General features: G+C 67.3%; 24 protein-coding genes and 1 pseudogene. 12 read left to right on the top strand and 13 right to left on the bottom strand.

What is annotated here, in order from left to right:
- Window positions 1–66 precede the first annotated feature (66 nt).
- The 4 genes from ACTWQO_RS04110 to ACTWQO_RS04095 form a co-directional block, all read right to left on the bottom strand.
- The gene (locus ACTWQO_RS04110) at window positions 67–432 is read right to left on the bottom strand and encodes an ArsR/SmtB family transcription factor (protein ID WP_443235817.1); all 366 of its coding nucleotides are present in this window, start codon (window positions 430–432) and stop codon (window positions 67–69) included.
- A 271-nt stretch (window positions 433–703) separates the two neighbouring features.
- Window positions 704–1,531, bottom strand: a complete 828-nt coding sequence (locus ACTWQO_RS04105) for a class I SAM-dependent methyltransferase (RefSeq protein ID WP_443235816.1) — start codon at window positions 1,529–1,531, stop codon at window positions 704–706.
- A gap of 10 nt (window positions 1,532–1,541) precedes the next feature.
- Window positions 1,542–2,390 carry a BtrH N-terminal domain-containing protein gene (locus tag ACTWQO_RS04100; RefSeq protein WP_443235815.1) on the bottom strand — a complete coding sequence of 283 codons (849 nt, stop codon included), beginning with the start codon at window positions 2,388–2,390 and terminating at the stop codon, window positions 1,542–1,544.
- The gene (locus ACTWQO_RS04095) at window positions 2,293–3,633 is read right to left on the bottom strand and encodes an RNA-guided endonuclease InsQ/TnpB family protein (RefSeq protein ID WP_443235814.1); all 1,341 of its coding nucleotides are present in this window, start codon (window positions 3,631–3,633) and stop codon (window positions 2,293–2,295) included. Before ACTWQO_RS04095 ends, ACTWQO_RS04100 begins: the two co-directional genes overlap by 98 nt.
- Window positions 3,634–3,656: 23 nt before the next feature.
- On the opposite strand from ACTWQO_RS04095, the gene tnpA reads away from it, so the two are divergent.
- Window positions 3,657–4,088 (top strand): IS200/IS605 family transposase, encoded by a 432-nt coding sequence (tnpA, locus tag ACTWQO_RS04090; protein WP_443235813.1) that lies wholly within the window; start codon window positions 3,657–3,659, stop codon window positions 4,086–4,088.
- A gap of 154 nt (window positions 4,089–4,242) precedes the next feature.
- On the opposite strand, the gene ACTWQO_RS04085 is transcribed toward tnpA, so the two are convergent.
- From ACTWQO_RS04085 to ACTWQO_RS04075, 3 genes are all read right to left on the bottom strand, one after another.
- Window positions 4,243–5,808 carry a transposase gene (locus tag ACTWQO_RS04085; protein WP_443235812.1) on the bottom strand — a complete coding sequence of 522 codons (1,566 nt, stop codon included), beginning with the start codon at window positions 5,806–5,808 and terminating at the stop codon, window positions 4,243–4,245.
- An 877-nt stretch (window positions 5,809–6,685) separates the two neighbouring features.
- Entirely contained in the window at window positions 6,686–6,886 is a 201-nt protein-coding gene (locus ACTWQO_RS04080) for a hypothetical protein (protein WP_443235811.1), read from the bottom strand.
- A gap of 185 nt (window positions 6,887–7,071) precedes the next feature.
- Window positions 7,072–7,905 (bottom strand): enoyl-CoA hydratase/isomerase family protein, encoded by an 834-nt coding sequence (locus tag ACTWQO_RS04075; protein WP_443235810.1) that lies wholly within the window; start codon window positions 7,903–7,905, stop codon window positions 7,072–7,074.
- A 106-nt stretch (window positions 7,906–8,011) separates the two neighbouring features.
- On the opposite strand from ACTWQO_RS04075, the gene ACTWQO_RS04070 reads away from it, so the two are divergent.
- Window positions 8,012–8,404 (top strand): winged helix-turn-helix transcriptional regulator, encoded by a 393-nt coding sequence (locus ACTWQO_RS04070; protein WP_443235809.1) that lies wholly within the window; start codon window positions 8,012–8,014, stop codon window positions 8,402–8,404.
- Between the two features lie 529 nt (window positions 8,405–8,933).
- On the opposite strand, the gene ACTWQO_RS04065 is transcribed toward ACTWQO_RS04070, so the two are convergent.
- Window positions 8,934–9,059, bottom strand: coding sequence for a hypothetical protein (locus ACTWQO_RS04065; protein WP_443235808.1), 126 nt, complete (start codon window positions 9,057–9,059; stop codon window positions 8,934–8,936).
- A 165-nt stretch (window positions 9,060–9,224) separates the two neighbouring features.
- On the opposite strand from ACTWQO_RS04065, the gene ACTWQO_RS04060 reads away from it, so the two are divergent.
- Both ACTWQO_RS04060 and ACTWQO_RS04055 read left to right on the top strand, forming a co-directional pair.
- Window positions 9,225–9,665, top strand: coding sequence for a hypothetical protein (locus ACTWQO_RS04060; protein ID WP_443235807.1), 441 nt, complete (start codon window positions 9,225–9,227; stop codon window positions 9,663–9,665).
- On the top strand, window positions 9,662–10,039 hold the full coding sequence (locus ACTWQO_RS04055) for a hypothetical protein (RefSeq protein ID WP_443235806.1): 378 nt from the start codon (window positions 9,662–9,664) through the stop codon (window positions 10,037–10,039). Before ACTWQO_RS04060 ends, ACTWQO_RS04055 begins: the two co-directional genes overlap by 4 nt.
- 109 nt (window positions 10,040–10,148) lie before the next feature.
- Here the strand turns inward: ACTWQO_RS04055 and ACTWQO_RS04050 are convergent, their stop codons facing one another.
- Window positions 10,149–11,018, bottom strand: coding sequence for a transposase (locus tag ACTWQO_RS04050; protein WP_443235805.1), 870 nt, complete (start codon window positions 11,016–11,018; stop codon window positions 10,149–10,151).
- A gap of 374 nt (window positions 11,019–11,392) precedes the next feature.
- On the opposite strand from ACTWQO_RS04050, the gene ACTWQO_RS04045 reads away from it, so the two are divergent.
- From ACTWQO_RS04045 to ACTWQO_RS04010, 8 genes and pseudogenes are all read left to right on the top strand, one after another.
- Window positions 11,393–11,791: a hypothetical protein gene (locus tag ACTWQO_RS04045; protein WP_443235804.1), complete on the top strand. Its 399-nt coding sequence runs from the start codon at window positions 11,393–11,395 to the stop codon at window positions 11,789–11,791.
- Window positions 11,792–11,954: 163 nt separating this feature from the next.
- Window positions 11,955–12,878 (top strand): hypothetical protein, encoded by a 924-nt coding sequence (locus ACTWQO_RS04040; protein WP_443235803.1) that lies wholly within the window; start codon window positions 11,955–11,957, stop codon window positions 12,876–12,878.
- A complete protein-coding gene (locus tag ACTWQO_RS04035) occupies window positions 12,871–14,256 on the top strand; it encodes a peptidoglycan-binding protein (protein WP_443235802.1) in 1,386 nt (461 codons plus the stop codon). The genes ACTWQO_RS04040 and ACTWQO_RS04035 overlap by 8 nt, the downstream gene beginning before the upstream one ends.
- Window positions 14,253–14,969: an ABC transporter ATP-binding protein gene (locus ACTWQO_RS04030; protein WP_443235801.1), complete on the top strand. Its 717-nt coding sequence runs from the start codon at window positions 14,253–14,255 to the stop codon at window positions 14,967–14,969. The genes ACTWQO_RS04035 and ACTWQO_RS04030 overlap by 4 nt, the downstream gene beginning before the upstream one ends.
- On the top strand, window positions 14,966–16,297 hold the full coding sequence (locus ACTWQO_RS04025; RefSeq protein WP_443235800.1) for an ABC transporter permease: 1,332 nt from the start codon (window positions 14,966–14,968) through the stop codon (window positions 16,295–16,297). The genes ACTWQO_RS04030 and ACTWQO_RS04025 overlap by 4 nt, the downstream gene beginning before the upstream one ends.
- A gap of 385 nt (window positions 16,298–16,682) precedes the next feature.
- Complete coding sequence (locus tag ACTWQO_RS04020) at window positions 16,683–17,840, top strand: NAD(P)/FAD-dependent oxidoreductase (RefSeq protein WP_443235799.1); 1,158 nt, start codon at window positions 16,683–16,685, stop codon at window positions 17,838–17,840.
- Between the two features lie 115 nt (window positions 17,841–17,955).
- A pseudogene (locus tag ACTWQO_RS04015) lies at window positions 17,956–18,087 on the top strand (class I SAM-dependent methyltransferase); the annotation flags it as partial.
- Window positions 18,062–18,499: a helix-turn-helix domain-containing protein gene (locus tag ACTWQO_RS04010; protein ID WP_443235798.1), complete on the top strand. Its 438-nt coding sequence runs from the start codon at window positions 18,062–18,064 to the stop codon at window positions 18,497–18,499. The pseudogene ACTWQO_RS04015 and the gene ACTWQO_RS04010, both read left to right, overlap by 26 nt.
- 809 nt (window positions 18,500–19,308) lie before the next feature.
- Here ACTWQO_RS04010 and ACTWQO_RS04005 read toward each other — a convergent pair.
- From ACTWQO_RS04005 to ACTWQO_RS03990, 4 genes are all read right to left on the bottom strand, one after another.
- Complete coding sequence (locus tag ACTWQO_RS04005) at window positions 19,309–20,694, bottom strand: alpha/beta hydrolase (protein ID WP_443235998.1); 1,386 nt, start codon at window positions 20,692–20,694, stop codon at window positions 19,309–19,311.
- A gap of 395 nt (window positions 20,695–21,089) precedes the next feature.
- On the bottom strand, window positions 21,090–21,818 hold the full coding sequence (locus ACTWQO_RS04000) for an NAD(P)H-binding protein (protein WP_443235797.1): 729 nt from the start codon (window positions 21,816–21,818) through the stop codon (window positions 21,090–21,092).
- Window positions 21,819–21,846: 28 nt separating this feature from the next.
- The gene (locus ACTWQO_RS03995) at window positions 21,847–22,611 is read right to left on the bottom strand and encodes a MerR family transcriptional regulator (RefSeq protein WP_443235796.1); all 765 of its coding nucleotides are present in this window, start codon (window positions 22,609–22,611) and stop codon (window positions 21,847–21,849) included.
- A 136-nt stretch (window positions 22,612–22,747) separates the two neighbouring features.
- Complete coding sequence (locus tag ACTWQO_RS03990) at window positions 22,748–23,590, bottom strand: alpha/beta fold hydrolase (RefSeq protein ID WP_443235795.1); 843 nt, start codon at window positions 23,588–23,590, stop codon at window positions 22,748–22,750.
- Window positions 23,591–23,690 lie beyond the last annotated feature (100 nt).

The raw sequence follows: 23,690 nt of genomic DNA, 5'->3' as shown, positions 1-23,690 counted from the left end.
GGCTGGCGGGCGCTTTGGATTCCCGAGCCCCTCGGGCGCGACGCGCCCACGCACGCCGGCTATCTGCTAACGAGCGGTGAGTATGTTGCCCATCGCGGCAACCACGCTCGGCTCGACCCGGTAATACACCCACGTCCCGCGCCGCTCGGAGGTCAGGAGCCCGGCCTCCTTGAGCTTCTTCAGGTGGTGGGAGACGGTCGGCTGGGACACTCCGACGTCGGAGATGTCGCACACGCATGCCTCGCCGCCCTCGTGCGAGGCCACCAGCGAGAACAGCCGCAGCCGCACGGGATCGCCGAGCGCCTTGAACATCCTCGCCGTCCGCTCGGCCTCTTCGGCGGTGAAGGGGCGCTCGGTCAGCGGCGGGCAGCATGGTGCCACGGCCTCGGGGGTCTCCGGCTCCAGCAGCGGCAGCACCTTCGTGTTCGACATGCATCTATGTTGACACATGTCGAACTACGGTGGCGAGGGGTCGCAGACCGGACTTCACGCCTTTGTCACGTGCGCAGCCGGCACGCCCGCCACTCGTGCGGCATCCCGCCCCCCGCCTCGCAGGGAGTTGGGGGACAAGCTGCGCCGCCACTCCAGCCCGACGGAGGGACTGTCCGATGGGTTGCCAGCCGGACGGACAACAGCTGACCCATCGGGTGCCCGGTGCGGAGCGAACTGTCAGATGTCCGGTGGGGCACGGATAGAGCCGCGCCTACCGAAGATCGGGGGCCGTTCGTGACGTCCGCAGTTCCGTCAGATACCGCTTGGTGACCCGGCCTCCGTACCGCCTGTCGATCAGCCCGGCGATGCAGTCCAGCAGTCCCTCCCTGGCGCCCGGCGGCAGCGCCCGGTGGCCGGAGTAGGTCCGCAGCACCTCCAGGTACTCCGCCGTGGTGTACGCCAGCTCCCACTCGTAACGCCGGAAGACGACGGGGCCGAATCGGCCACTGCGTGCGACCTCATCCGTGCGATCCAAGGTGTCGACCTCCTGTGCTGCAGGAAGCCGCAGCCCGGGAGGGGTGGCCGGATCGAAACGCTCGTAGCAGTCCTGGACCTCGACGAAGAACTCCTCGCTGCCACCCGCCACATGTTGTGTGGCCACCACGGCGAGGGCACCACCGAGGCGCAGCGCGTCGGCGGCTTTTGCCATCCGCACCCCCGGATCAATCCAGTGGAACGCCGTCGCCGAGACCACCGCGTCGAACGGCTCCTCCGGCAGTGGCCAGATCTCGAAATCCGCGGTCACGATCTCCACCGCTTCGAACCCGGCCAGGTTGCGCCGGGCCACGGCGGCCATACCCGCGCCCAGCTCGACGGCGGTGATCCGGCAACCGAGCTCAGCGAGCGGCAAGGTCGCCTTGCCGGTACCCGCCCCTACCTCAAGGACACGACAGCCGGGACCAGTGCCGGCTGCCTCTGTGAGGTCGTCGAACAACTCTGACGGATACCCGGGCCTGGCCCGGTCGTACAGCTCCGCGTCCTCATCGAAGGTCCGGCTCAAGTGAACACGGCGCAGTTCGTCAGGCGTGTCGTCGCGCATGCCAGCACACCTAGAGCAGGCTGAGTGCCTGCATCGCATCGCGTTCGATGCGCGCGAGCTCATGGAGGATGGAGCCGGCCTGCATGAAGTGCTTCGCGTCGCCGGATTCGCCTGCTGTCGCGACGAGTGCAGCCACCTGTGTCCAGAGGGCGGCGGCCTCGGTATAAAGGGCGTGGCCGGTGCGCAGATGGCTGCTGTCGATCAGCTGGGCGCACTCGGCGAGGAAGTCCCGGTACAGATTGCGGAACAGGGCGCCGCCGGTGCCTGCCCTCTCCATGAGAACAGCGGTCCGTGGCAGGTCTTCCCGCGGATTGTCGCTGCGCTGCAGCCACGTCGGCAGTTGCTTGGCGGTCTTCTCGATGCCCCGGTGGCCCAGGTTCGCGATGGGCGGGTTCAGGAATGCGTCGGCGCAGGTCTTGATCGCGGGAATGATCCGGTCCTGCGGTGGCGTCGGGCTGCTGGGCGCTGTGATGGTGAAGGAGCGGTGCTTGGCGGTCATCGGGCCGCGCTCGGCCCTGGCTCTGGCCAGGCCGGTGCGGCTGGTGGAGACGGCTCCGCCCTGCGGGTCGGTGTCCACCAGGTAGGCGTTCTGCTCGTCGTAGCCGTACATGGCCACGACGTGCCCACCGAAGTGCACCTTGGTGTTGAAGTAGTCCAGGTGGTAGCTGTCGAGTTGCAGGCCGACCGGCCGGCCGGCGTCGATGGGTGCCGCCACGTTCTGCCATGCCTTGCGCGGGGAGGTGGTCTCCTCGATCAGCAGATCAAGCCCGAGGGCGGCGGCCAGGCTTCTGGTGATCTCGAACGGCTTGACCCGACCTGCGAGGAAGGGAAAGCCCAGCCCATGGCTTTGCTGTCCCATTGACATCCTCGCCCATCTGAAGGAGGGCGATTCCCGTCTGCCGCGCCGTTGTCGGGCGCGGCTCCGGGTGGGTTCCTGCTTCATCGCACTGTGCGGGGACGAGTCCCCGTCTTACCTGCGCTCCACGGGCTGACACGGCCAGTCCGGCCGCCTTCGCGACGTTGACCGCCGCGTTGATGTCTCGGTCCAGGACGGTCCCGCACTCCGCACACGTCCACTCCCGGACGTGCAGGGGCTTGGGGCCGTCCTGGATGCCGCAGGCCGAGCAGACCTGCGAGGTGGGCTCGAACCGGCCGATGCGCACGAAGGTGCGCCCGTACCGGCTGGCCTTGTACTCCAGCATGGTCACGAACTGCGACCATCCGGCGTCGTGCACGGACTTGGCCAGACGTGTGCGGGCGAGTCCCTTGACCGCCAGGTCCTCCACCGCGATGGCTTGGTTTTCGCAGATCAGCTTGGTGGAGAGCTGGTGGTGGAACTCCCGCCGTGCGTCCGCGACGCGGGCGTGTGCCCGTGCGACGCGAACCCTGGCCTTGTTCCGGTTGGCGCTGCCCTTGTCCTTGCGGGACAGGGCGCGCTGAGCCTTCTTGAGCTGCTTCTCAGCCCGGCGCAGGAAGCGCGGGCTGTCGATCTTCCGGCCGTCGCTCAGGACGGCGAAGTGCCCCAGCCCGAGGTCTATGCCGACCTCGGGTGTGGTGGTCGGAAGGCCTTCTTCCGGGCCGGTCTCGACCACGAACGAGGCGAAGTGCCTGCCCGCGCTGTCCTTGAGCACGGTCACAGTGGTGGGGGTGGATGGCAGGGTGCGCGACCATTTCACCGCCACGTCGCCGACCTTGGGCAGGCGGAGCTTCCCGCCGGGGGTGATCTTCCATCCGGCGTTCGGGGTGAAGCGGATCGCCTGCCGGGTGTCCCGCTTGGACTTCAAGCGGGGCGGCCCCATCTTCGGGCGCTTGCCCTTGAGGGAGTCGAAGAAGTTGCGGTACGCGGTGTCCAGGTCCCGAAGGGACTGCTGGAGGATCACCGAAGAGACCTCGCCGAGCCACGCCCGCTCGGGCGTCTTCTTCGCGGCCGTGAGCCGCTTGGACAGCTCACCGGAGGTGACGAACGGCAGCCCGGCGGCACGCGCGTCCTCAACGACGCGCAACGCGTCGTTGAAGACCACCCGTGCGCACCCGAACGCCTTGGCCAGCGACTGACGCTGACCGGCGCTTGGGTACACGCGGAATGAGTACCGAAGCTGCATAACCAAGATCGTATCATTGGTTTATGTCGCCACGCTGGAACCCAAATCCCGATGTGCGTATGGGCCGTCACGTCGTCTACAACTTGCACGTCCACTTGGTTTTCGTCACGAAGTACCGGCGCAAAGCCATGACGGACGCCATGCTGACGCGCTGCGAGGCGATCATGCGGGAGGTGTGCACGGACTTCGAGGCCGAGCTGAAGCAGTTCAACGGCGAGGACGACCATGTGCACCTCTTGGTGCACTACCCGCCGAAGGTCCAGCTCTCCAAGCTGGTCAACTCCCTCAAGGGCGTCTCCGCCCGGCTCCTGCGCAAGGAGTACGACAGCCACGTCCGCCGGTACCTGTGGGGCGGCCACTTCTGGTCCGGCTCCTACTTCGCCGGAAGCTGCGGCGGGGCACCCCTGACCGTCGTCAAGCAGTACATCGAGAATCAGAAACGCCCTGTGGGCTGAGGTGAACAGTGCGGCCCCGTGCCCACAGCGCGGGTCAGAGTAGTTCTGAGATGGCCTTCACCGCCGCCCTAAAGGGCGGAGCACTGGCCAAGATCAAAGGTAGATGAGCCTGGCCGACCGCCAATGCCGGAAAGTTATGATCCATACTGGTTTGTCAAGCAGCTCGGCGAGTCGGCGTGTTCGTGGCGGCGAGCGGCCTCGCGGGGGCGGCCGGCATGGGCTGTTCGGGGAGTCGGTAGGTTGTGGGCGCGGTCTTGACCAGCAGGTTCTTGTGTGCCCAGGCGCTGAGGTGTTGTGCGAGGGTGCTGTGTTTGACGGTGTTCAGCGCAGCGGTGATCTCACGGGCGTGCCAGGGGCGGTGAGGATCGGTGGCCATGACCGCGAGGACGTCTTTAGGGTGGACGGCGAGCTTGGAGGGCTGTGGCGGTCCGTCCGGGATCTTGAAGGTGGCCGGTCTGGTCTTGATGAGGATCTGACGCCTGGACCAACGGATCAGCTCGCCGGTCAGGTCGCTGCGGTCCAGCCGTAGCAGGGTGGCCAGTTCGATGGCCCGCCACTCACGCTCCGGAGCGGTGCCCATCGCGGCGAGCACATCCTCGAGCCTGCTGGTGTGCATCGGGACCGCGGGCGGCAGCAGCGTCTGGGCCGTCACGGGCGGGTCCTGCTGCGGGGCCGGGTTCCGGCCGGGCCGGCCGGGCGGAGCTGCTGTCGGTGCGGGGGCGGAAGTGTCCTGCTGAGGGAAGTGGACGATGATGTCGGGGGCGGTGACCGGGGTGCTGACGCAGGGGCGGTCCTCGTCGGACCGGTGGTGTCCGTAACGAGCGGAGACGCCCTTGACGGTGCGCGCGCTGATCCGTGGTCGGCGCGGCGGCAGCAGGGCGCCGGTGACCGCCTCGGTGATCGGGCCGGTCAGCTCGCTGTCGGCGCCGGGCACGATGGTGGCGCCACGGGTGACACTGTCGCGGGCGGCGGCCAGGGCCGCGGTGAAGCAGGCCCGGTCCGGATCGCATCCGGGTACGGCATCGGTGGCGTCCAGCATCGCCATCCGCAAAAGCTGGTGGACCGTCAGCAGCGCCCACATCTCCTGACGCAGGCCCTGAGGGTCACCCGAGCGCAGCACGCGGCCCTTGAGCATGGTGTGACGGATCGCCAGGAACGCTACCTCGATCTCCCACCGCTGGTGGTAGAGGGCCAGCAGGTCTTCGGTCGGGTGGCGGCGCACATCGGTCAGTGTGGTCACCAGCCGGTACTCGCCCCGGTGGGTGCTGCCGTCCGCGCAGGTGACGGTGACGGTCGCGGCGATGACACGGACCGGGACCCCCGCGATGACCGACAGGAAGGAACCGTCGGCCAGGACCTGCAGCACGGCGGGCCTGCGCGAGGAGCAGATCCGCAGCAGCAGCGCAGCCCGTGAGGCGTGCACGGCGCGGATGAAGGCGTTCGCGTCGAAGCCGCGGTCGGCGAGCACCACCATGTCCTGCCGCAGGTGGCCGACCAGCTGCAGGGCAGCCTCCACCTCACCGCGATACGGTCCGACGACCGCGCCCAGCAGGGCCCGCGTCCCGGTCTCCGCCAGGGCCATCACCGCCAGCAGCGGGTAGGCGGCCACCCCGGCGGCGACCTTGTACCGGCCCAGCCAGGCCACGTTGTCGCCGGTCTCGGGGACCCGGGTGGACCGGCAGCCGTCGAACGCGACCGTGCGCAGACCCCGCGAGGACACACCCCTCGTGCACGGACGGCCCAGTGGACCTGCCACAACCTCGAACAACTGCCGTAGCGGGTCCGGTCCCACCCGCCGACGCACACAGGCCAGACCCGCCGCGGTCACCGACGCCACGAGGCGTTCTGCCTGCCGCAACGCTCCGGCCAGGGTGTCCCACAGGACGCGGACACTATAGTGGGTCGAATCGGGGGCGTCTCGACCAGGCAACCGGCGTCGCCTGGGCCGTCGTCAGCTTCATTACGATAGGGGCATAGCTGCCCATAGGTGGTCGCGTCGTCCTGCTTGACCGCCAAGTGTTGCGCTTTATAGGCGTGCATATGATTCCAGGTATGACCCCCCTGTCGCGCGAGGCGGTCTGCGGTTGCCGTTTGGTGGCCTTCCGTGCTCGGTCCGGCATCAACTAGGGGCGGCCGCTCCGGGAGATCGCTTGCGGCGGCACAGGTGGTTCGTTGTGTGGCCGTGGGAAATGGTCGTGGATCCGCCTGGCTAGGGCGGGCGGAAGCGGCCCCACTGAGGCGTCTTGGTTCTAGAGGTGGTTGCAGCACCTGACCCTCGGGGTTGTTGCAATGACCAAGCCGCGTCGGAAGCCGATAATCGCCGACCTGCCCCGCGCCGGGCATCATAGTGCAGCAGACTCATTCCCCCACGGCCTTCGTGCTGGTCAAGTGCCTCTTTGGTCGGAGCACAGGATCAGACGAAGGCCGTGTTCACGTTCGGGGAATCCTCGGACGAACGATCATGTTCGAGGGCGTCGTTCGAGGAAAAGGCGAGCCGATCTACGGCAACGGCAGGCGACGCTGCCGCCAGCCATGTACCCAGTTGTGCTGGACAGCTCAAGCACAGCACTCCGAGCCAGACAGCCTCGTAGCGGTGATTAAGATTGGCGCTGCTTGCGCCGCGCCGCTGGGAAAGTGACACCGAGGACGCCGCCTGTGCCACTGCCGAGCACCAGGCCGATCGCCATGTTGTCGAAGACAGCCAGGCCGAGCACGAGCCCGACTGTGATGCCGATCAGCATGCCTACAACAAGCCCTGTGCTGATGGACGGTACTCCGACGTCCTCGTTGTTCGTCACACGATCATTGTGCCGAACGAGCCTTCGGGGACGAGATCCGATACGGCCAACCTTTGAAGTAGGCCAGACCTTAAAGAACAAGATTGGTGTGTGTCTCCGAACCCGAACCGGAAGCTCAGTGGCTTGATGGACGAACAGGACGGCTGTGAGGCCGCTCAGCGATGTGTCATGTGCCCGTCCGGCAATCAGCGTGCGACGCTGCGCATCAGTCCCTCAAGGTCGCGTTCGCCAGCCGGTGTCTGTGCCCCCTCCTGCAGGCCCTTGCTGATCAGATGCTGAGCGGTCGGCAGACTGAACGTGGAAGCCCAGGCATGGTTCTCACGCAGGAGTCCTTCCTTGAAGTCTTCGGCGGGCAGCGAGTGCTTGGCTGCTTCGATGACACCGACGGGCAGCGCGGCGATGTTACGGGCGACACGGTCGACGTGCTCGTCGAGTTCGTCGGCCGGCAGGGCCCGGTTGATCCAGCCGTAGGACGCTGCGGTCTCGGCATCGAACAATTCGGCGGTGAGGATCACCTCCAGTGCGCGGTTGCGACCCACGCGGTCCCGGAGGTACTGCGTTCCGCCTCCGCCGGGGATGATGCCCATCAGCGCTTCGATCTGACCGAGTCCGGCAGTCTCGACAGCGGCGAACGTCATGTCCGCTGCGGCCACGAATTCCGCCCCGCCTCCGCGGGCCTTCCCGGCGAGCTTCACGATGGTCACCTGGGGCTGGTGGCGGATCAGCTCACCAATCGCCTGGAACACGTTGACGTCCGCCGGCGCGGATGCGGCGAGTTCCTGGAGGACGTCCATCTCCTCGCCGACGTGCATGTCCACGTGAGCGATGAAGAATTCCGGGTCGGCGCTCGAGAAGACGATCACGCGGACGGAAGGATCGTCCTTGAGGCCCGTCAGCACCGTCCGCAGCTCACGCATCATAGTCGTTCCGAGCGCGTTCACCGGGGGATTGTCGAGGACGATCCGGGCGACGCCGTGTTCGCTGCTCACGCGCAGGGTCGAGTAGGCATCGTTCGTCATGAGGTTCTCCGTAGGTTACCGCTGGGCATGTAGGTTTGCAGTGCATACCTACCGTCGGCGACGGCGCTCAGATGGTCAAGAACGCACTTTGGGAGCACCTAGGATCATGAAGGACACCGATCTGCACGGCGTTGACACCGAAACACGAACGGTTTTCCGGGCGGACTGCCCCAGCCGACCGATCCTCGACCAGATAGCGGACAAGTGGTCGATGATGGTGATGGCGCTGCTGGAGCGGCCCACCCGGTTCAATGAACTGAAGCGAGGTCTAGAGGGCATCACGCAACGTGTCCTCACCCAGACACTGCGCCGTCTCGAGCGCAACGGCATGATTCAGCGCACGGTGCTGCCGACCTCACCGGTCGGCGTCGAGTACTCGCTCACACCCCTGGGCGAGTCCTTGCGCGAACCGTTCGGCCTGCTCTACGACTGGACCGTCGAGCACAGCGGAGAGATCCAGAACTGCCAGCGGGCGTACGACACCAGGGCTGACGCTTAACCGCCTGCGATGGCATCTCAGTGGGGCCGCTGACGCCCGCCCTAGTCAATCCGCCTGCCGGCTTGCGGCGCGTGTTCGCTGAAGGCCGGCCGCTGTGACCGAGGAGGAAGGGCCGCTCCCTGCTGGTAATTGCCAGTACGGCGACGCGGTGTCCCTGGAGTGCCCAGACGGCTCCCATTTCGGTTGCGACCGCGTGCAGTTCAACGGAATCAATTCTGTTCGGGACATGATCCAGTGAGATCAGGCCAACCACTTGTACGCCAGGGGTCTGAGAGCGGTCCCGCCGGAGGTCGGTGCCCCGATGCGGCCGGGTGGGAGGCAAGGGGTCTCCGAGGGCGAGCAGTGGCCGCGGTGAGCGGCAGCCGCTGGAGGAACCAGCGGAGCGGGTATGAACGGTCAGGACTCCGTTCCAGCCTTCATGGTGGCTATGGCGACGCGTTTTGGGCTCTGGCACAGATCTTGGGGAGCGGTCGCGGAGCGTCACCGTTAGTAGGGTCATCTTACGGAAGTTGTTCGAATCCGATCAAAGTTACGGTTCACGGCTCCCGGGGCGGTTGGTGATGATGGCGCCGAAGTCGCGGACGAGCCCGACGGCGGCCTCCAGCCAGCTGGGGGAGGCTGCGCGTCCGGAGGAGTCCGAACGAGGCTCAGCCATGGATGGCTCGTGGTCGTACTGCTCCGGCGACGCTGGCGCTCTCTGAGCTGGCCGTGAAACGGCCGGTGAAAGACCCTTGGCAGCGCCCAAATTGCCATGCGGCCCCGTCCGTAGTGACAGGATGGAGACGCTGTCGATCAGCGCGGCGGGAGGGGGAGCGACGAGGTGACAGTGGTCGAGTACATGCTGATCGGAGGGGCGGGCGGGGCGCTGATCGAAGCAGTCGCCTTCTTCAACCGGCTGGGCGAATGGCGCGCGGCTCGGCTGACGCCAACGGGCAACATACGCAGGAACCCTCCCAGCTTTCTCAACTTCATTGACTTGCCGCCCGTGGTTGCCATCGCTGTGGCGCGACTGGTGCTCGGTGGCGCTGCTGCCACGGCGTACGGGACCAGTGGCCAGGCCACTGGGACATTGGGCGCCCTGACGGTTGGAGCCGCAGCACCCGCCCTGCTCCAACAGCTAGGTCAGATCCGCCAGATCCGCGAGGCGGTAACTCAGCCCGCGACTCAGCAGCCAGGCGTGCAGCAGACGCTTGCGGACACGTCGGCCAATACGATGGAAGAGCCAGCCCCGGAAGCTGCCGAAGAGGGTGGAATCGCATGAGCAGCAATAGCGGTGACGATCTGACCTTCAGCCGGAAGGTCGTCGGCGGCCTCATCGGGGCCATCACCAACACCCACAGTGTCGAGTCGTACGCCCGCGCCACGGGCCATGCCCATACTGCGGCTATGGATGAGGCCACCGCTGAACTGCTGCGCGCAGTGCGGGAACTGCAGGCTGATCTGCAACGGGTGCGCGCCACTGAGCAGACGGCCGCCCTGGTCGCGGCGCTGGCCGAAACCGAGGAGGAGATCACCATCACGGGGCAGGCGGGACCGATACGCCGGGAACGCCTGCGGGAACTGCTTTCGGACTCACAGGCGTTGATGAACATTTTGGCTTCAGCTGGTGCGTTGGCCGGGTTGCTGGGGATGTGAGCGGGTGTTCTGCGAGAGTTCGGTGGTTCTCGTCGCGCTGAGGGCGGTTTGTTCGGTCCAGGGCGGCTAGGGCGTCCATCGGGTGGCGCTCGGGGAGGCGGTGGGGCCGTCACTGGAGCAGGACCATTTTGCGGAGCAGTTCGAATCCGGCTCGTCCGTGCAACTGCCTCTTGATCTTTTTCACCCTGTTCACGGCGCCCTCGGTGCCGCCTGAGCTCCAGTGCACGGTGAGTCCTGCGATCACGGCTTCCAGGTCGGTGGCGAGTCCATGGGCGAAGCCGGTGATCCCGGGCACCTGTGCGAGACGGGCGGTGTCGATCCACTCCGGCAGGTCGCTGCCGGTGCGATGGGCGAGCATCTGCGTGAAGTCCCGTACCAGGCTGAGGCTTTGATCCAGCTCGGGGCAGCTGTCGAGAACGGCCTTCAGCTGAGCGGTTTCGTCTTCGGCGAGCGTGTCCGGGTGGCGGGTGATCCAACCGACGACGGTGCGTACAGATAGCGTTGCGGCGGCGGGCGCCGGTGAGTCGGGCCATTGCAGGCGTCTGCGGGCCCAGTCCCGCAGGCTGGTGTAGGGCACTCGGTAGCCACGGGCGGCAAGTTCCTCGCGCAGATCCTTGATGGTGATCGTGCCGTCCGTCTCGTCGATGCGCTGTTGCAGATAGGGCTGGTGCACGTCGAGGCGACTGGGGCGGGTCCGGCGCCCGGTGACCATGTCCTGCCAGCGGGCGGCCCGCGCATACCGCTGGACGGTGTGTCGTCCCCAGCCCAGGTGACGTGCGATGGCCCGCAACCCCATTCCCTCTCTCAACAGGCCGTGGACCAGGGCATGATGGGCGCACGTTCGCTCGGCGCGACTACCGGTCGGCACCAGAGTGCCGGGCAAATCGGCCTCGCTGTGGTCGGTCTTCGAGTCCACGGCCGCGTGGTCCACCGACAGAGGCACGACGGTGCGCAGGCAGTCGCGATGCGCTGCGGTCACCTTCTCGACAGCCTGGCCGAGGTTCTGGCAGTCGAGCTCAACAAGGTCGCGGCTGTAAACCAGAGGCGGTCTAGTCCGCCCGCCTTGCCCGTATTCCGGTGTTCGCGGCGGCCGTTCCTTGTGGGTCAAACGACCGGCACACTCAGCGGCCGAGCCGGGCTACGGTGCCCGTGGTACGGGGCTGACAGCGGAACGCAGGGTGGGCGGGTGTGTGATCCGGTGTTAACTCCGGTGTCGAGAATGTTTGTTGACACTTTGACCACCGCTGTCCGCCGCATGACAGTTATGCGGCCGCCTCCCGGGGGCCCACCGGCCCCTGTCTCATCGCAGCACGTTTCCGTTCCACCACATCAAGCGAGTGAGAGGAAACAGCAATGCGTCTCAGATCCATGATGGCCGCCACTGCCCTGGCGGGCGCGGCGGCGTTCGGGGCCGTTGCCCCGGCCGAGGCGGCGCCGAGCACCGCGTCCGGCAACGTCGGCGTCCAGTACGTCGTAAACGCGGTGTTCTACGAGCACAGGAACTATGGCGGTTCGACGTTGACGTCGGCCGGGGACTACGGCTGTGACACCAACAGCGACGTGGACTGGCAGCGCAGCTCGATGCCCAGCGCCTGGAATGACGAGGTCTCGTCCTGGCATGGTTTCTCGAACTGCCAGGCCAGAATCTACGAGTTCACCAACTTCGCCGGAGCGTCTTACGGGGCCTACACCAACTCCAACTACGTGGGCGACGCGATGAACGACGAAGCCTCCTCGTACAAGCACTACTGACGCATCCCGCAGCACACAGCCGATCCGCAGCTGAACCGTCCGGTCGTCCGGAGGGGGTAGTCGCGGTCGTGCACCGTAAGCGGTGGCGCCGACGGCCGATATCCGCCGGCGCCACTGGGCGGAAGTTTCCCAGAAGGTCTCCCACCCGGAGGATTGGAGTCCAGTGAGCCGGATCCGGTTCCGCAGTGCGTCGTCGGTCGTGGTCCTGGCCGCTCTTCTCTCCGGTTGCTCGGGGGACGGTGACGGGAACGGTGGGCCCGTACCCGATCTCGGGGAGATACCGCGGGTGCGGAGCAGCGCCGACATACCCGATCTGCCGATGGACGCGTACACGCTCACCAAGGAGCAGTACCAGACGTACCTGAAGACACAGCGGTCCCTCATCCGGCAGTGCATGTCCCGCTTCGGCTTCGACTTCCGGGCCATGGACGCCGTACTCGACTCCGGGGAGGTGCCGGACCTCCGCCCCGACAAGACCCGTTACTACTTCGTCATCGACGCGGACACGGCCGCTGCGTCCGGCTACAGGGCGCCCGACCGGGACCGTCGCGTCGAGGACGACGACGGCGAGGGTGAGGACACCACGCCCACCGAGGCCGAGCGTGGCGTGCTGGTGGGCAGCAACGCCGGCGAGCGGCTCGGCGGCGAGCAGGTCCCGAAGGGCGGCTGTCAGGGCGAGGCGAACCACGAGACCCTCGGTGAGGACGGGACGGATGCCTTTCTCCAGGTGCCCAACGACCGCGTCGGACCCCGGTCCCGCGCGGACGCCGACGAGCGGGTCAAGGAGGTCTTCCGCAAGTGGAGCGCCTGTATGAAGGATTCGGGCTACGACTACGACGACCCGATGCAAGCGAACGACGACGACCGGTGGGGCCCTGCCGCGCCCGCAGGCCAGGCGGAGATCCAGGTGGCCAAGGCGGATGTCGCCTGCAAGCACAAGACCAACCTCGTCGGAGTCTGGTGGGCGGTGCAGGCCGCCTATGAGAAGCAGTACGTCGAGGACAACGCCGAGCGTATGGCCGATGTGAAGCGGACCATCGACGTCGTGCTGCGCAATTCGGCGCGACTGGCGGGCAGCGGTGTCTGAACAGAAGACCGACACGTCCGCGGATGCGGATTCCGGCACGGTGCTCGCACGGCGGAGGCGTCTGCTGATCGTCGTGGCCGCGGGGGCGGTGCTGCTGTCGGCCGGAGGCATAGGCGCCGCCACGATGGTCAAGTCCCCCGCGGAGCGGGCGGCTTCGCAGGGGCCGCCCCCGGCGGACGTGCTCACCGCCCCCGTCGAACACCGGGTACTCGAGGACTCCGTGGTGCTGCGCGGCACCGTACAGGCTGATCAGACCTCTGAGATCACGGCAGTGTCGGGCGGGGGCGGGGACGCGGTTCGCGCGGTGGTGACCCGGACCCCGCTGCGGGAGGGCGCCACCGTACGAGCCGGCTCGGTGCTGGTCGAGATCTCCGGCCGGCCGCTTTTCGCCCTGCCGGGAACCCTCCCCGCCTACCGGGACCTGAAGCCCGGTGCGCGCGGCGCGGACGTCGCGCAACTACAGCGCGCGCTGGACGGCCTCGGGCACGGATCCGCCGCCGATGAAGAAGGCGTCTTCGGCGCGGGGACCAAGCGGGCACTCACGGCCTTCTATGCCTCCCGTGGCTACGAGCCGCTGCCCGCCGGAGCCGACGGCGGCGCTGAACTGACCGCCGCGCAGCGGGCAGTGACCCAGGCCGAACGCGCCTGGGAGGACGCCCCGAAGGGCAAGGAGAAGACCAGAGCAGCGGAGGACCTGGCCGCCGCACGCGCCGAACTCGCCGCACTGGCGGCGGCCGACGGTCCGATGCTGCCCGCCGCCGAGGTGGCATTCCTGCGGGGATTCCCCGCCCGGGTCGACCGGCTGCGGACGCGGGTCGGCGCCGAGACCGCGGCCGGTGCGGAATTCCTCACCGTCTCCGCCGGTGACCTCGTCGTCCAGGGTGAGCTCGGGCCGGAGCAACACGATCTCATCCGGGCGGGGCAGCACGTGGAGATCCTCTCGGAGGCCACCGGCGCCACGGCCGAGGGCACCCTCGCCACGGTGTCCGACGAGGCGAACCAGGATGACGGCGGCGAGGGCGACGGGGACGGCGCGGGGGAGGGCAGCGGGGGCGGGGGCGGCTACCGGGTACTGGTCAAGCCCGTGAAGAGGCTGCCCGCCGAGCTCGCCGGGCAGGATGTCCGGCTGACCGTGACCGCAGGCTCCTCGCGGGGAAAGGTACTGATCGTGCCGGTCGCCGCGATCTCCGCGGGCGCGGACGGCAAGACCGTCGTCACGGTGTACGGGGCGGGCGGACAGCGGCGCCGGACGGAGGTGGCCACGGGCACCGAAGGCGACGGATTCGTTGCCGTACGGCCGCTCAGCGGGGGCCGGCTGCGCGCGGGCGACCGTGTGATCGTCGGCGTGGCAGGCAGGGAGGGTGAGGGAGCCGGATGACCGTACCCGTACCCGCCGAAGCAACTGTGCCCGTTCTGGAACTGCGCGCCGCGGCGCTCACCTATCCGGGGCCGCCGCCGGTCGAGGCCCTCAAGCCGTGCGATCTGCGGATCGAGCGCGGCGAGTACGTCACCGTCGTCGGTCCCTCCGGCTCCGGGAAGTCGACCTTCCTCAACATCGCCGGGCTGCTCGACACCCCGACCGCGGGCGCCTGTCTGCTGGACGGCCATGACACGGGCTCGCTGAAGGACGCCGAGCGCACGGCACTGCGCGGGCGCCGGATCGGCTTCGTCTTCCAGTCCTTCCATCTGCTGCCCCACCGCAGTGCTCGCGAGAACGTCGAGCTGGCCATGGTGTATGGGGGACGCGTGCGGCGCGCCCAACGGGCGGCGCACGCACGGGAGGCGCTGGAGCGGGTCGGGCTCGGTCCGCGTGTCGACGCGCTGCCCACCCGGCTCTCGGGCGGCGAGCGACAGCGCGTGGCCGTCGCCCGGGCGCTCGTGGCCCGCCCCTCGCTGCTGCTGTGCGACGAGCCGACCGGGAATCTGGACACGGCGACCGCCGAGTCCGTGCTGCGGCTCCTCGACGAACTGCACGGCGACGGCATGACGCTGGTTGTGATCACCCATGACCCCGCCGTCGCTGCACGGGCGCGGCGCACCATCACCATCCGGGACGGCGTGCTGAGCGAGCAGAGTGAGCGTGCGGCATGAGGTTCCGCGTCAGAGCCGGCAAGTCCGGCAGAGCGTCCGAAGGGCCCGGGGAGCGGCCCGGGCAACGCGCCGGCGAGCCGCTGTCCGGAGATCTCCCGTCGGCCGTCGGCGCCGTCGGCGAGCGCTCCCGCTTCGCGCTGCGTGATCTGTTCGCCGAGGCCGTCGCCGGAGTCCTCCAGCGCCCCGGCCGCTCCGCCCTCACGGCGCTGGGAACCGTGCTGGGAGTCGGTACCTTCGTGGCCATTCTCGGTCTGACCGCGACAGCCTCCTCCCAGATCGACTCCCGCTTCAACTCCCTGACCGCGACCGAAGTGACCATCGAGGACACCGGTGGCGACCAGCCCGTCAAACCGGCCCTCTCGTTCCCCGGCGACGCCGACCGTCGTGTCGAACGCCTCCACGGCGTCGAGGCCGCCGGTGTCTACTGGACCGTCGATGCCCCCGCCGCCCGCCGGGTGCGTGCCGCACCGGTCGGGGACGGAGCACGGGGTGACGAGGTCCCGGTACTCGCCGCGTCCTCCGGCGTCCTCAGAGCCGCCCGGGCGACCCTCCAGCAGGGCAGGATCTTCGACTCCTGGCACGACAAGGAGCAGCAGCAGGTCGCCGTGATCGGCGCCGGCACGGCGGCCCGGCTCGGTATCACCACCCTCGACACCCGGCCCGCCGTCTTCATCGGCGAGATCCCCTTCTCGGTCATCGGCATCGTCGGCGATGTCGACCGCAAGGCAGATCTGCTGCTCTCCGTCGTCGTGCCGCGTTCGACGGCGACCGCGCTGTGGGGCCCTCCCACGCAGAGCCGGGCCGGCATGCTGATCTCCACCCGGGTCGGTGCGGCCGTCCAGATCGCCGAGGAGGCCCCGATCGCACTGCGCCCGGATCAGCCGGGCCACTTCAAGGCCGTTCCGCCCCCCGACCCGCGGTCCCTGCGCACCTCGGTCACCTCCGATCTGGACCAGCTCTTTCTCGTACTCGCCGCGATCTGTCTGGTCATCGGAGCCGTGGGGATCGCCAACACGACGCTCGTCGCCGTGCTGGAACGCACCGGGGAGATCGGCCTGCGGCGTTCACTGGGCGCCAGGGGCCGTCACATCCTGGGCCAGTTCCTCGCGGAGTCCGGGGCACTGGGCGTGCTGGGCGGACTGGTCGGTACCTCGCTCGGGGTGCTCACCGTGCTCACCGTCGCCCTCGTACGGAACTGGACGGCCGTCATCCATCCCGGCACCGTCGCCGCCGCTCCGCTGATCGGGCTCGCCACGGGCGTGCTCGCCGGGCTCTATCCGGCCTGGCGGGCCTCCCGTATCGAGCCTGCCGAGGCATTGCGCAGGTAACACGGCCCGGCTGAACCTGTCGTGACCCCTGGCGACCCGCTCGCAGAACGTGCACCGCTTCCGTCGCGGAATCGCCCCCCCGCCGCACCGGCTAGTACGCCATCAGCGTGCCGCTGCAGTCCATACTCGTCGTCACCCACAACTGACCGGAGCCGGACGTCTGGCCCTGGACGCCGCGGACACGCACTACCTCGCTCCGCTTCGACAAGCTTCCACAGCTCAGGCGGGCGCGGCATGCGTCACTCTTTGGCACAGGCATATTCGCGGCAGATTAACGGCAAGGGTCGCCTCCCGTCGGCCCGACTTCGTGGCGGCGCTTGGTGCCGGGGGTTGGCGTCCCGTCCCTGATCGAGGGGCATGATCCATGGCTTGCTAGTCTTCGGCCATGTTGCGCTTAGATCAGGCGTCGCGCGCCCGCGTCGTAGTCGCGGGGATGGGCGATGCCGGACTTTTGGCCGCCATCAACCTGGTCCGCCATCGACGCCTCGTCGACGTGGTGGGTGTCTCCAGCAAGCCGGGCCTGATCAGTGGACAGAGTCTGGGGTGGCGGCTGGCCCGGCCCGAAGAATGGGTGACCCGGTTCAACATCTCCTACGACCGCTTTCGGGTCCTGGACCGCGCGCGCTTGGTGCATGGCTCGCTGACCGGCCTCGATACGGATGCCCGTACGGTCACCGTGAGGTCGGCTGACGGCACTACGACACGCGAACCGTACGACGCGCTTGTGCTCGCCACAGGCGTGAGTAATGGTTTTTGGCGTCAGCCCGAGCTGCAGGACCAGAGTGAGATCGACAAGGGGCTGCGCGACATGCACGCCCGGTTCGCCGCCGCTGATTCCATCGCTATCGTCGGTGGGGGTGCGACAGCGGTGGGCAGCGCTGCGCAGCTCGCCGAGGCGTTTCCCGCCGCACGGATCGACCTGTATTTCCCCGGAGATCGTGCCCTCACCAGCCATCATCCCGACGTCTGGAACGCGGTGAGGGCGCGGCTCGAACGGCTCCGCGTTCATCTGTACCCAGGTCACCGTGCAGAGCTGCCGGCCGATCTGTCACCGGCGGCGGGGCCCGTTACCTTCGTCACCGGCCAGCCCCCCGCCGAGGCAGGACTCGTCCTCTGGGCAGTCGGCCGGGCCCGCCCGAACACCGCATGGCTGCCCGAGGACCTGCTCGACCCGCACGGATACGTCCGCGTGGGCGCAGACCTGCGAACGCCCGATCACGACCGCATCTGGGCCGTGGGCGACGTAGCAGCCAGCGATTCCCTGCGTGGTTCGGCCCGCAACGGAGGCCCCGCATTGGTCGCGCGCAACGTCGTGGCCGCACTGCGTGGAAAACCCGGCCGTGACTTGCAGATCCGGGGGCACGCACAAGGGGCCGTTCTCGGGCCCCTGCAGGACGGTCTTGAGATCTTCTCCTACGCCGGCCGCCGCGTCCGCATACCTCGTCGACCCTATTTCGCCTTGGAGCGTTATCTGGAGGGCCCGTTCGTTTACGGCGGGATTCGCCCGGCTTCTTCGCAGGTAGCGGACTCCGTGAAGCAATAGGTTCTCTGACCTGACGGTCGGTGGGGTCTGCCCTCTCATGGTGGGTTTGCGCGGGGCTCTGTGAAGTGCGCTTTTACTGAGCTTGAACTCATGATTGGCGTTGAGGTGAGGGACAGACCCCCTGCCGGTCGAGGACGGCGCGCTTGGCGGAGTGCTGTCCCACTACTCGATGATCCATACCCCACCTGGAGAATTGCCCGCGCTGCTCGCCGAGCAGGTGCGTGTCCTGGCACCAGGGGGCCTGCTCCGCCGCCCACATCGGACGTGCCGAACGAGCCCTCGGCCTGGACTTCGCCGACGTCCGCTCCCGCGCCGCCGTCCACCTGGCCCTCGCCCTCACCAACGCCTGCACCACACCCGAACCCGACGAGCCCCAACCACCGCCCAGCCTGGACGACTTGCTGCACACCGAACGCGCGGCGGTCTGGGCCCGAGGGTTCCGGCCCCTGCACGCTCCGCAGCGCCGCACTCTTCAAGCGTGGATCGACGCCAACACCGACGCCCAGCAGGCCGCCGCCCGCCTCGGCATCAACCGCTACACCGTCCGCGCCCACCTCCGCACCGCCGAGGCCCAGCTGGGCCGCGATCTGCTCACCTCTGGCGCCGGCATCCACGACGTCGTCCACGCCCTCCATATCGACGCCGCCCGGGTGATATGAGCATCGTGCACAACCGGCGCCCGCAATTGAGCACCCTGCACATTGGTCCGCGGATAAGGCGTCTCCTACGGTCGTAGTGACGGACCGTCGATTGCACGTGCGCACGCCTGCTGACCGATTTCGTTCAGAGGAGTTGGGATGACCCGAGTACGCCGTGTTCTCGCCACGTTTGCCGTAGCAGCGGCTTTCATGGGCGCTGCTGCTGTCCGTCGTTCACAACTTGGCCATTCTCGCGAGAACGTGTCTTCCATGAGTCGGACCAGGGGCTGATTTGCCCTCGGCCTTGGGCGTATGACCGCTCGGCGGGTGGTCGGATCTTTCACACCGTCGTGCTTGGAGAGCCGACTGCTGGCCAACCTGGTAGGCAGTCCCCGCGGAAGGGGTAATCATGGTGACGATGAGATCGCTGCGGCCTTCGGTGGCGGTCTCCGGTGAGCGTGAATGCCAAATCACTGGTTCCACAGGCCCGCTGTCCAGCGGCCCCTGCCGGGACATGAAGTGGGCCGGAGTTGCGTTACCTCGCCTGGCAATCTGCATGGTCCACCTGCCTCGTTACCGGGACTGCCCGGGCCGACCCGCTTGGCTTGGGAATCGAAGTGGTCATCGCCACCGACAGCTGCGGCACAGGCTCAGCGCGGCCAGAACAACGACCGGGGCGTCGACGGGATGCTCCGGCATCCGCATGATCAGCGGGGCGAGCCGAACGGCGCGCCGTCGCGGTACCTCCGAATGGGAGGCCTGCTCCGCGGCGGCGCAACAACTACGTCGCTCGGGCACGTTCGCTACTTGCCCGGCTCAGCCGCACATGCCTAGTCGTATGCGGGGCGTTGCCCGGTAGTCAGGAATGTTGTGACCAGGTCGCTCGCGCACTTGTTGCCGCCGGACGGGTAGACGCCGTGGCCGCCCTGGTCAACGGTCACCATCGTGGCCCGCTTGCCCAGTGCTCCGCGCAGCTTCCTGGCGCCGGCCAGCGGTGTCCCGGGGTCACGCTCGTTCTGCACGAGGAGGATGTTCGAAGGTCCCCGGCGTCCAACCTCCACCGGCGGCTCAAAGTCCTTGTCCGGCCAGAAGGCACAGGGTCCGATGTTGGCAGTAGACCCACCCAGCTTCGGATACAGCAGGCGGTCCACTGCGACGTCACGCTGGTACTCGCTCACCTTTGTCGGCCAGCGCCTGTCCGCGCACAGCACATAGAGACGGGCTGCCATGGAGTTCGCCGCGTTCGGCGGCGGAGGGGACGACACCGGCTTGCCCTGGTCGAGTGCTTGCCAGGTCTTCGCCCACGCCGGCATGAGCGCGTCGGAGTAGAGGTGATCCAACGTCCTCCCGCGGAACGATGTCCCGTTGATGCCGCTGACCGGTCGTTCATCCAGTCGCTTGGCGAGTTCGAAGAACTTGGCGGTCACCTGCCTGGGAGTGGCGCCCAGTCCGTATTCGGGATGCGCGGCCACGAACTCCGCAAATTCCGGGAAGCGCTCTTCCATTCCTCGGCCTACCAGCCGGAAAGCCGTCACGTCATAGCCACCGGGCCCCAGGTTGCTGTCGAGCACGATTCGGTCACCCCGCCCCGGGAAGAGAGTCCCGTAGACCGCACCAAGCGAGGTTCCGTATGAGGCACCCAGGTAGGAGATCTTGCTCTCGCCCAGAGCCGCCCGGATGCGGTCGATGTCCCGCGCGGTGTTCGCGGTCGTGGTGTGCGGCAGCATCCACGCGCTGTCTGACGCAGCGCACTGCCGGGCGATGGTGCGCGCGTACTTCGCCTCCCGGGTGACATCGGCGGCGGTATGGGCGTATGCCGGAAAGGCACCCCGTTCCTGTTGCTGCTGCGTCAGATCACAGCTCACCGGTGCGCTACGACCCGCGCCCCGAGGATCGAAGCCGATCACGTCGTAGGAGTCCAGCACCCGAGTGGGCAACCCGAAGGCCGCAAGGATGCCTGGATAGCTGAGTCCTCCCGCGCCGGGGCCGCCGGGATTGGTCAGTAGTACGCCTCGACGTTTGGAAGGCACTTGGCTGGCCAGCCTGGAGACTGCGATTTCGATCTGGCGACCGTCGGGCTTGCGATAGTCCAGCGGCACCTCGAGCGTCGCGCACTCCACACGCGGCATAGCAGCTTCCTTTGGACATGGACCCCACTCCAGGGAAGCCGGTTCCGCGGCCGATGCGTCCGGCGTCGCCGGGGACGCACACGCCATCGCGGTCACCGCGACCGTGGTGGCGGCGAGGACGAGAGCCAGTGTCTTCCTGTGTGGCCGGCGCCTGCTTCGGTGGACACGACGATGCTGGCAGGGCTCCCCTGCAGTGTCTGGGCCAGCAGTTGGAAGCCCGTGCCTGCTCGGTGAATCTTCTGGTGATGCCGACAGAGAAATGGTCGCCTCCGAGTTGCTTCAGGGTCTGTTCCGGTAGCGGGTATCCACGGAGCCACGGCAGTCCTAGAGGAGCACCGCCGGCAGGCCCATGTCCTGGCCGACGGGCACCGGACGAACGCAAGGCATCCGAGGCGGAAGTCCGTCGTGTCCCCGGCACCATCCCAGTTCAGTGAATGATGTCCCACAGCGAAAGACTGTCTCTTAGTGACACATCCGGCGCATCATCCTCCGGTCGGTTCCTCCACCGACTTTGGTCTAAGGGCTCGCAGAGAAGCACCATGTTGATTCTCTGCGAGCCCTTGGCGAACATTCGCTCGGACGGCCTCTTCGATTGGTGTCGAACCCGTGTTGAGTTCGAGGATCTGCCGACCGATAAGGGGTTCGTGGAGCAGTTCGGCGAGGGTACTGGCAACGTCGTCGCGCGTGATCTGGCCGTGGAACTCTGCGGGCCCCAGGGACACGGTGTCGGCTCCTGGGCCGTCGAGAAGCAGGGAGGGTCGGAGAATCAGCCAGTTCAGGTCACTGCGGCTGAGCGCGATGTCTGCGCCCTTCTTCACAGCGAAGTAGTACTCGACCTCCTCGCCGAGGTCGCGTTCCCGCCATGATTCCGGGAGCACTGAGACCAGGGCAAAGCGCTCGACACCGGCCAGGCGGGCCGCCTCGATCGCTTTCGCGACCCCATCGCCGTCAATGGCTTTCGTGACCTGCTTGCTACCGCCATTCGAACCGGCGCTGAAGACGATCGCGTCGACACCTCTGAACGATTCCGCCAGCTCTTCCACGGTCATGCTGGAGAGATCGCCGACTCGTGCGTTCATGCCTCGCGTCGCAAGCTCGGCCTGCTGGTCATCTCGGCGAACGAGCCCGCGGACGGCGTCTCCTCGCGAGCGCAGTTTCTGCGCGAGCAGGCTACCGACGCCGCCGGTGATGCCGATAATGAAAACGTCCACTATGGATGCTCCGTTCACTGAAAGCAACTCAAGTTTCGCGTGGAGCGGGTACCCCGTCCGCCTGTCCGCTCGCCTTTCGCATGGCACACACATGGTCTGCCGCAAGAGAGCTGGCACGGACAATCACGTCCAACTGAGCAGGGTTGTACAGCTCCGACATAGCATGCACAAATGTCTGCGCGGTGACGTATCCGCTCTTGGACAGGCGCGAAGCAGGGTCGCTTATCCAGGGATCGTCGATGAGATTCCGCGCGAGCCTTTCCACCAGAAGTTGCCGCGTCTCCTCGTCTGCGTCCGCCGGCAATCGATCGATGTCAGCACTGAGGTCATCGGTGTCCGCCTCCACCATCTTCTGAACGCCCGCCAATGCGTTCTGGTCGTGCAGATGTACGTAGATGTGGATCATCGAGCTGTCGGCCTCGGACAGCCGAGATGCCACGGACTCGAATCCGGCGGGGACGTCCGCCGGCGCGCCGTCGCGGAGGATTGCCGCGATGTCTGTCCGTGCCTTCTGGACGCGTTCGATGCGCCTCTGCAGTTCGGCGTCGAGGTCGCGCAGAACACCCGGTGTGCTGTCACTGCCAGCGCTGACGTCATCGATCTGTGAGAGCGGCACACCGAGCTCTGCGAGACGTCGGATGCGCAGCAGACTCACCAGGTGCCGCACCTCGTACTGCTTGTACCCGTTGTGCCGGCGCTCCGGTTCATCGAGCAGACCGAGACGGTGATAGTGGCGGATGGCGTTCACCGTAGTGTCCGCCAGATCAGCGAGCTGGCGAGTGCTCCACGGCATGTCGTATCCCTTCCGCGTTCGAGGGGGGTATGTGGCGCCTCAACATCAGTTCGGCGTCACATACGCCCCTCGTCGGTGGCGATGACGCGGTTCCGCGTCATGAGAAGCCGTCAGGGGAACAGCCGGTCATCCACCGTCACTTCGAGAGGAAGTCGCGCAGCGCGGTGTTGACCTCGTCGGCGTGTGTCCAGAGCAGGCCGTGCGGCGCTCCTTCGACCTCGACGTAGTCGGCCTCGGGGAGCGCCTTGTGGAATCGGCGCCCAGTGGCGTCGATCGGGAGGATGTTGTCCTTTGTTCCGTGCAGGATCAGTGCGGGCTTTCCGCTCGCGCGGACCGCCTCGACGTCGGCGCGGAAGTCCTCGATCCAGGCCGGAACCACAGCGTACGCAGCCACCGGAGCGCTGCGGATCGCGACGTTCCAGCTACCGGTCACGACCTCCTCGCTGATGCGGGTGCCGAGGTTCTCGTCGAGGTTGTAGAAGTCCGCGTAGAACTGCTTGTACCAGGCGTACCGATCCGCCTTCGCGGTCGCGGCGATGTCGTCGAAGACCTCCTGTGGCACCCCGTCGGGGTTGTCGTCGCGGGCGACGAGAAACGGTTCGAGCGAGGCGAGGAAGGCGAGCTTCGCGACACGCTCATGACCGTAGCGACTCACGTAGCGGGCGAGTTCCCCGGTTCCCATCGAGAAACCGACGAGGATGACATCCTGCAGGTCGAGGGTCTCAAGGACCGTGTTCAGGTCAGCGGCGAAGGTGTCGTAGTCGTAGCCGGAGTTCACCTTCGACGACTGGCCGAAGCCCCGACGGTCATAGGTGATGACCCGATAGCCCTGGGCCAGCAGCTCGCGCGTCTGACGTTCCCAGCTGTGCCCGTTCAGTGGGTAGCCGTGGATCAGGACGACCGGCTGCCCAGAACCCTGATCCTCGTAGTAGAGCTCGACCGGCGTACTGTTCTCCGTGCCGACGGTGATGTAACCCATGATTTCTTCCCCTTCTGGCCGACGAAACGAACGCCGACCGATCTCTGCATGTGGACTGTGTGTCATCGGAGGTGGGTCAGAGGTTTCGCGGCTCCGCATC

The sequence above is a fragment of the Streptomyces sp. 4N124 genome, assembly GCF_052245395.1.
Lineage (GTDB): Bacteria > Actinomycetota > Actinomycetes > Streptomycetales > Streptomycetaceae > Streptomyces.
The sequence above is the reverse complement of the archived record's forward strand: the minus strand, read 5'-3'. Positions and strand labels throughout refer to the sequence as shown.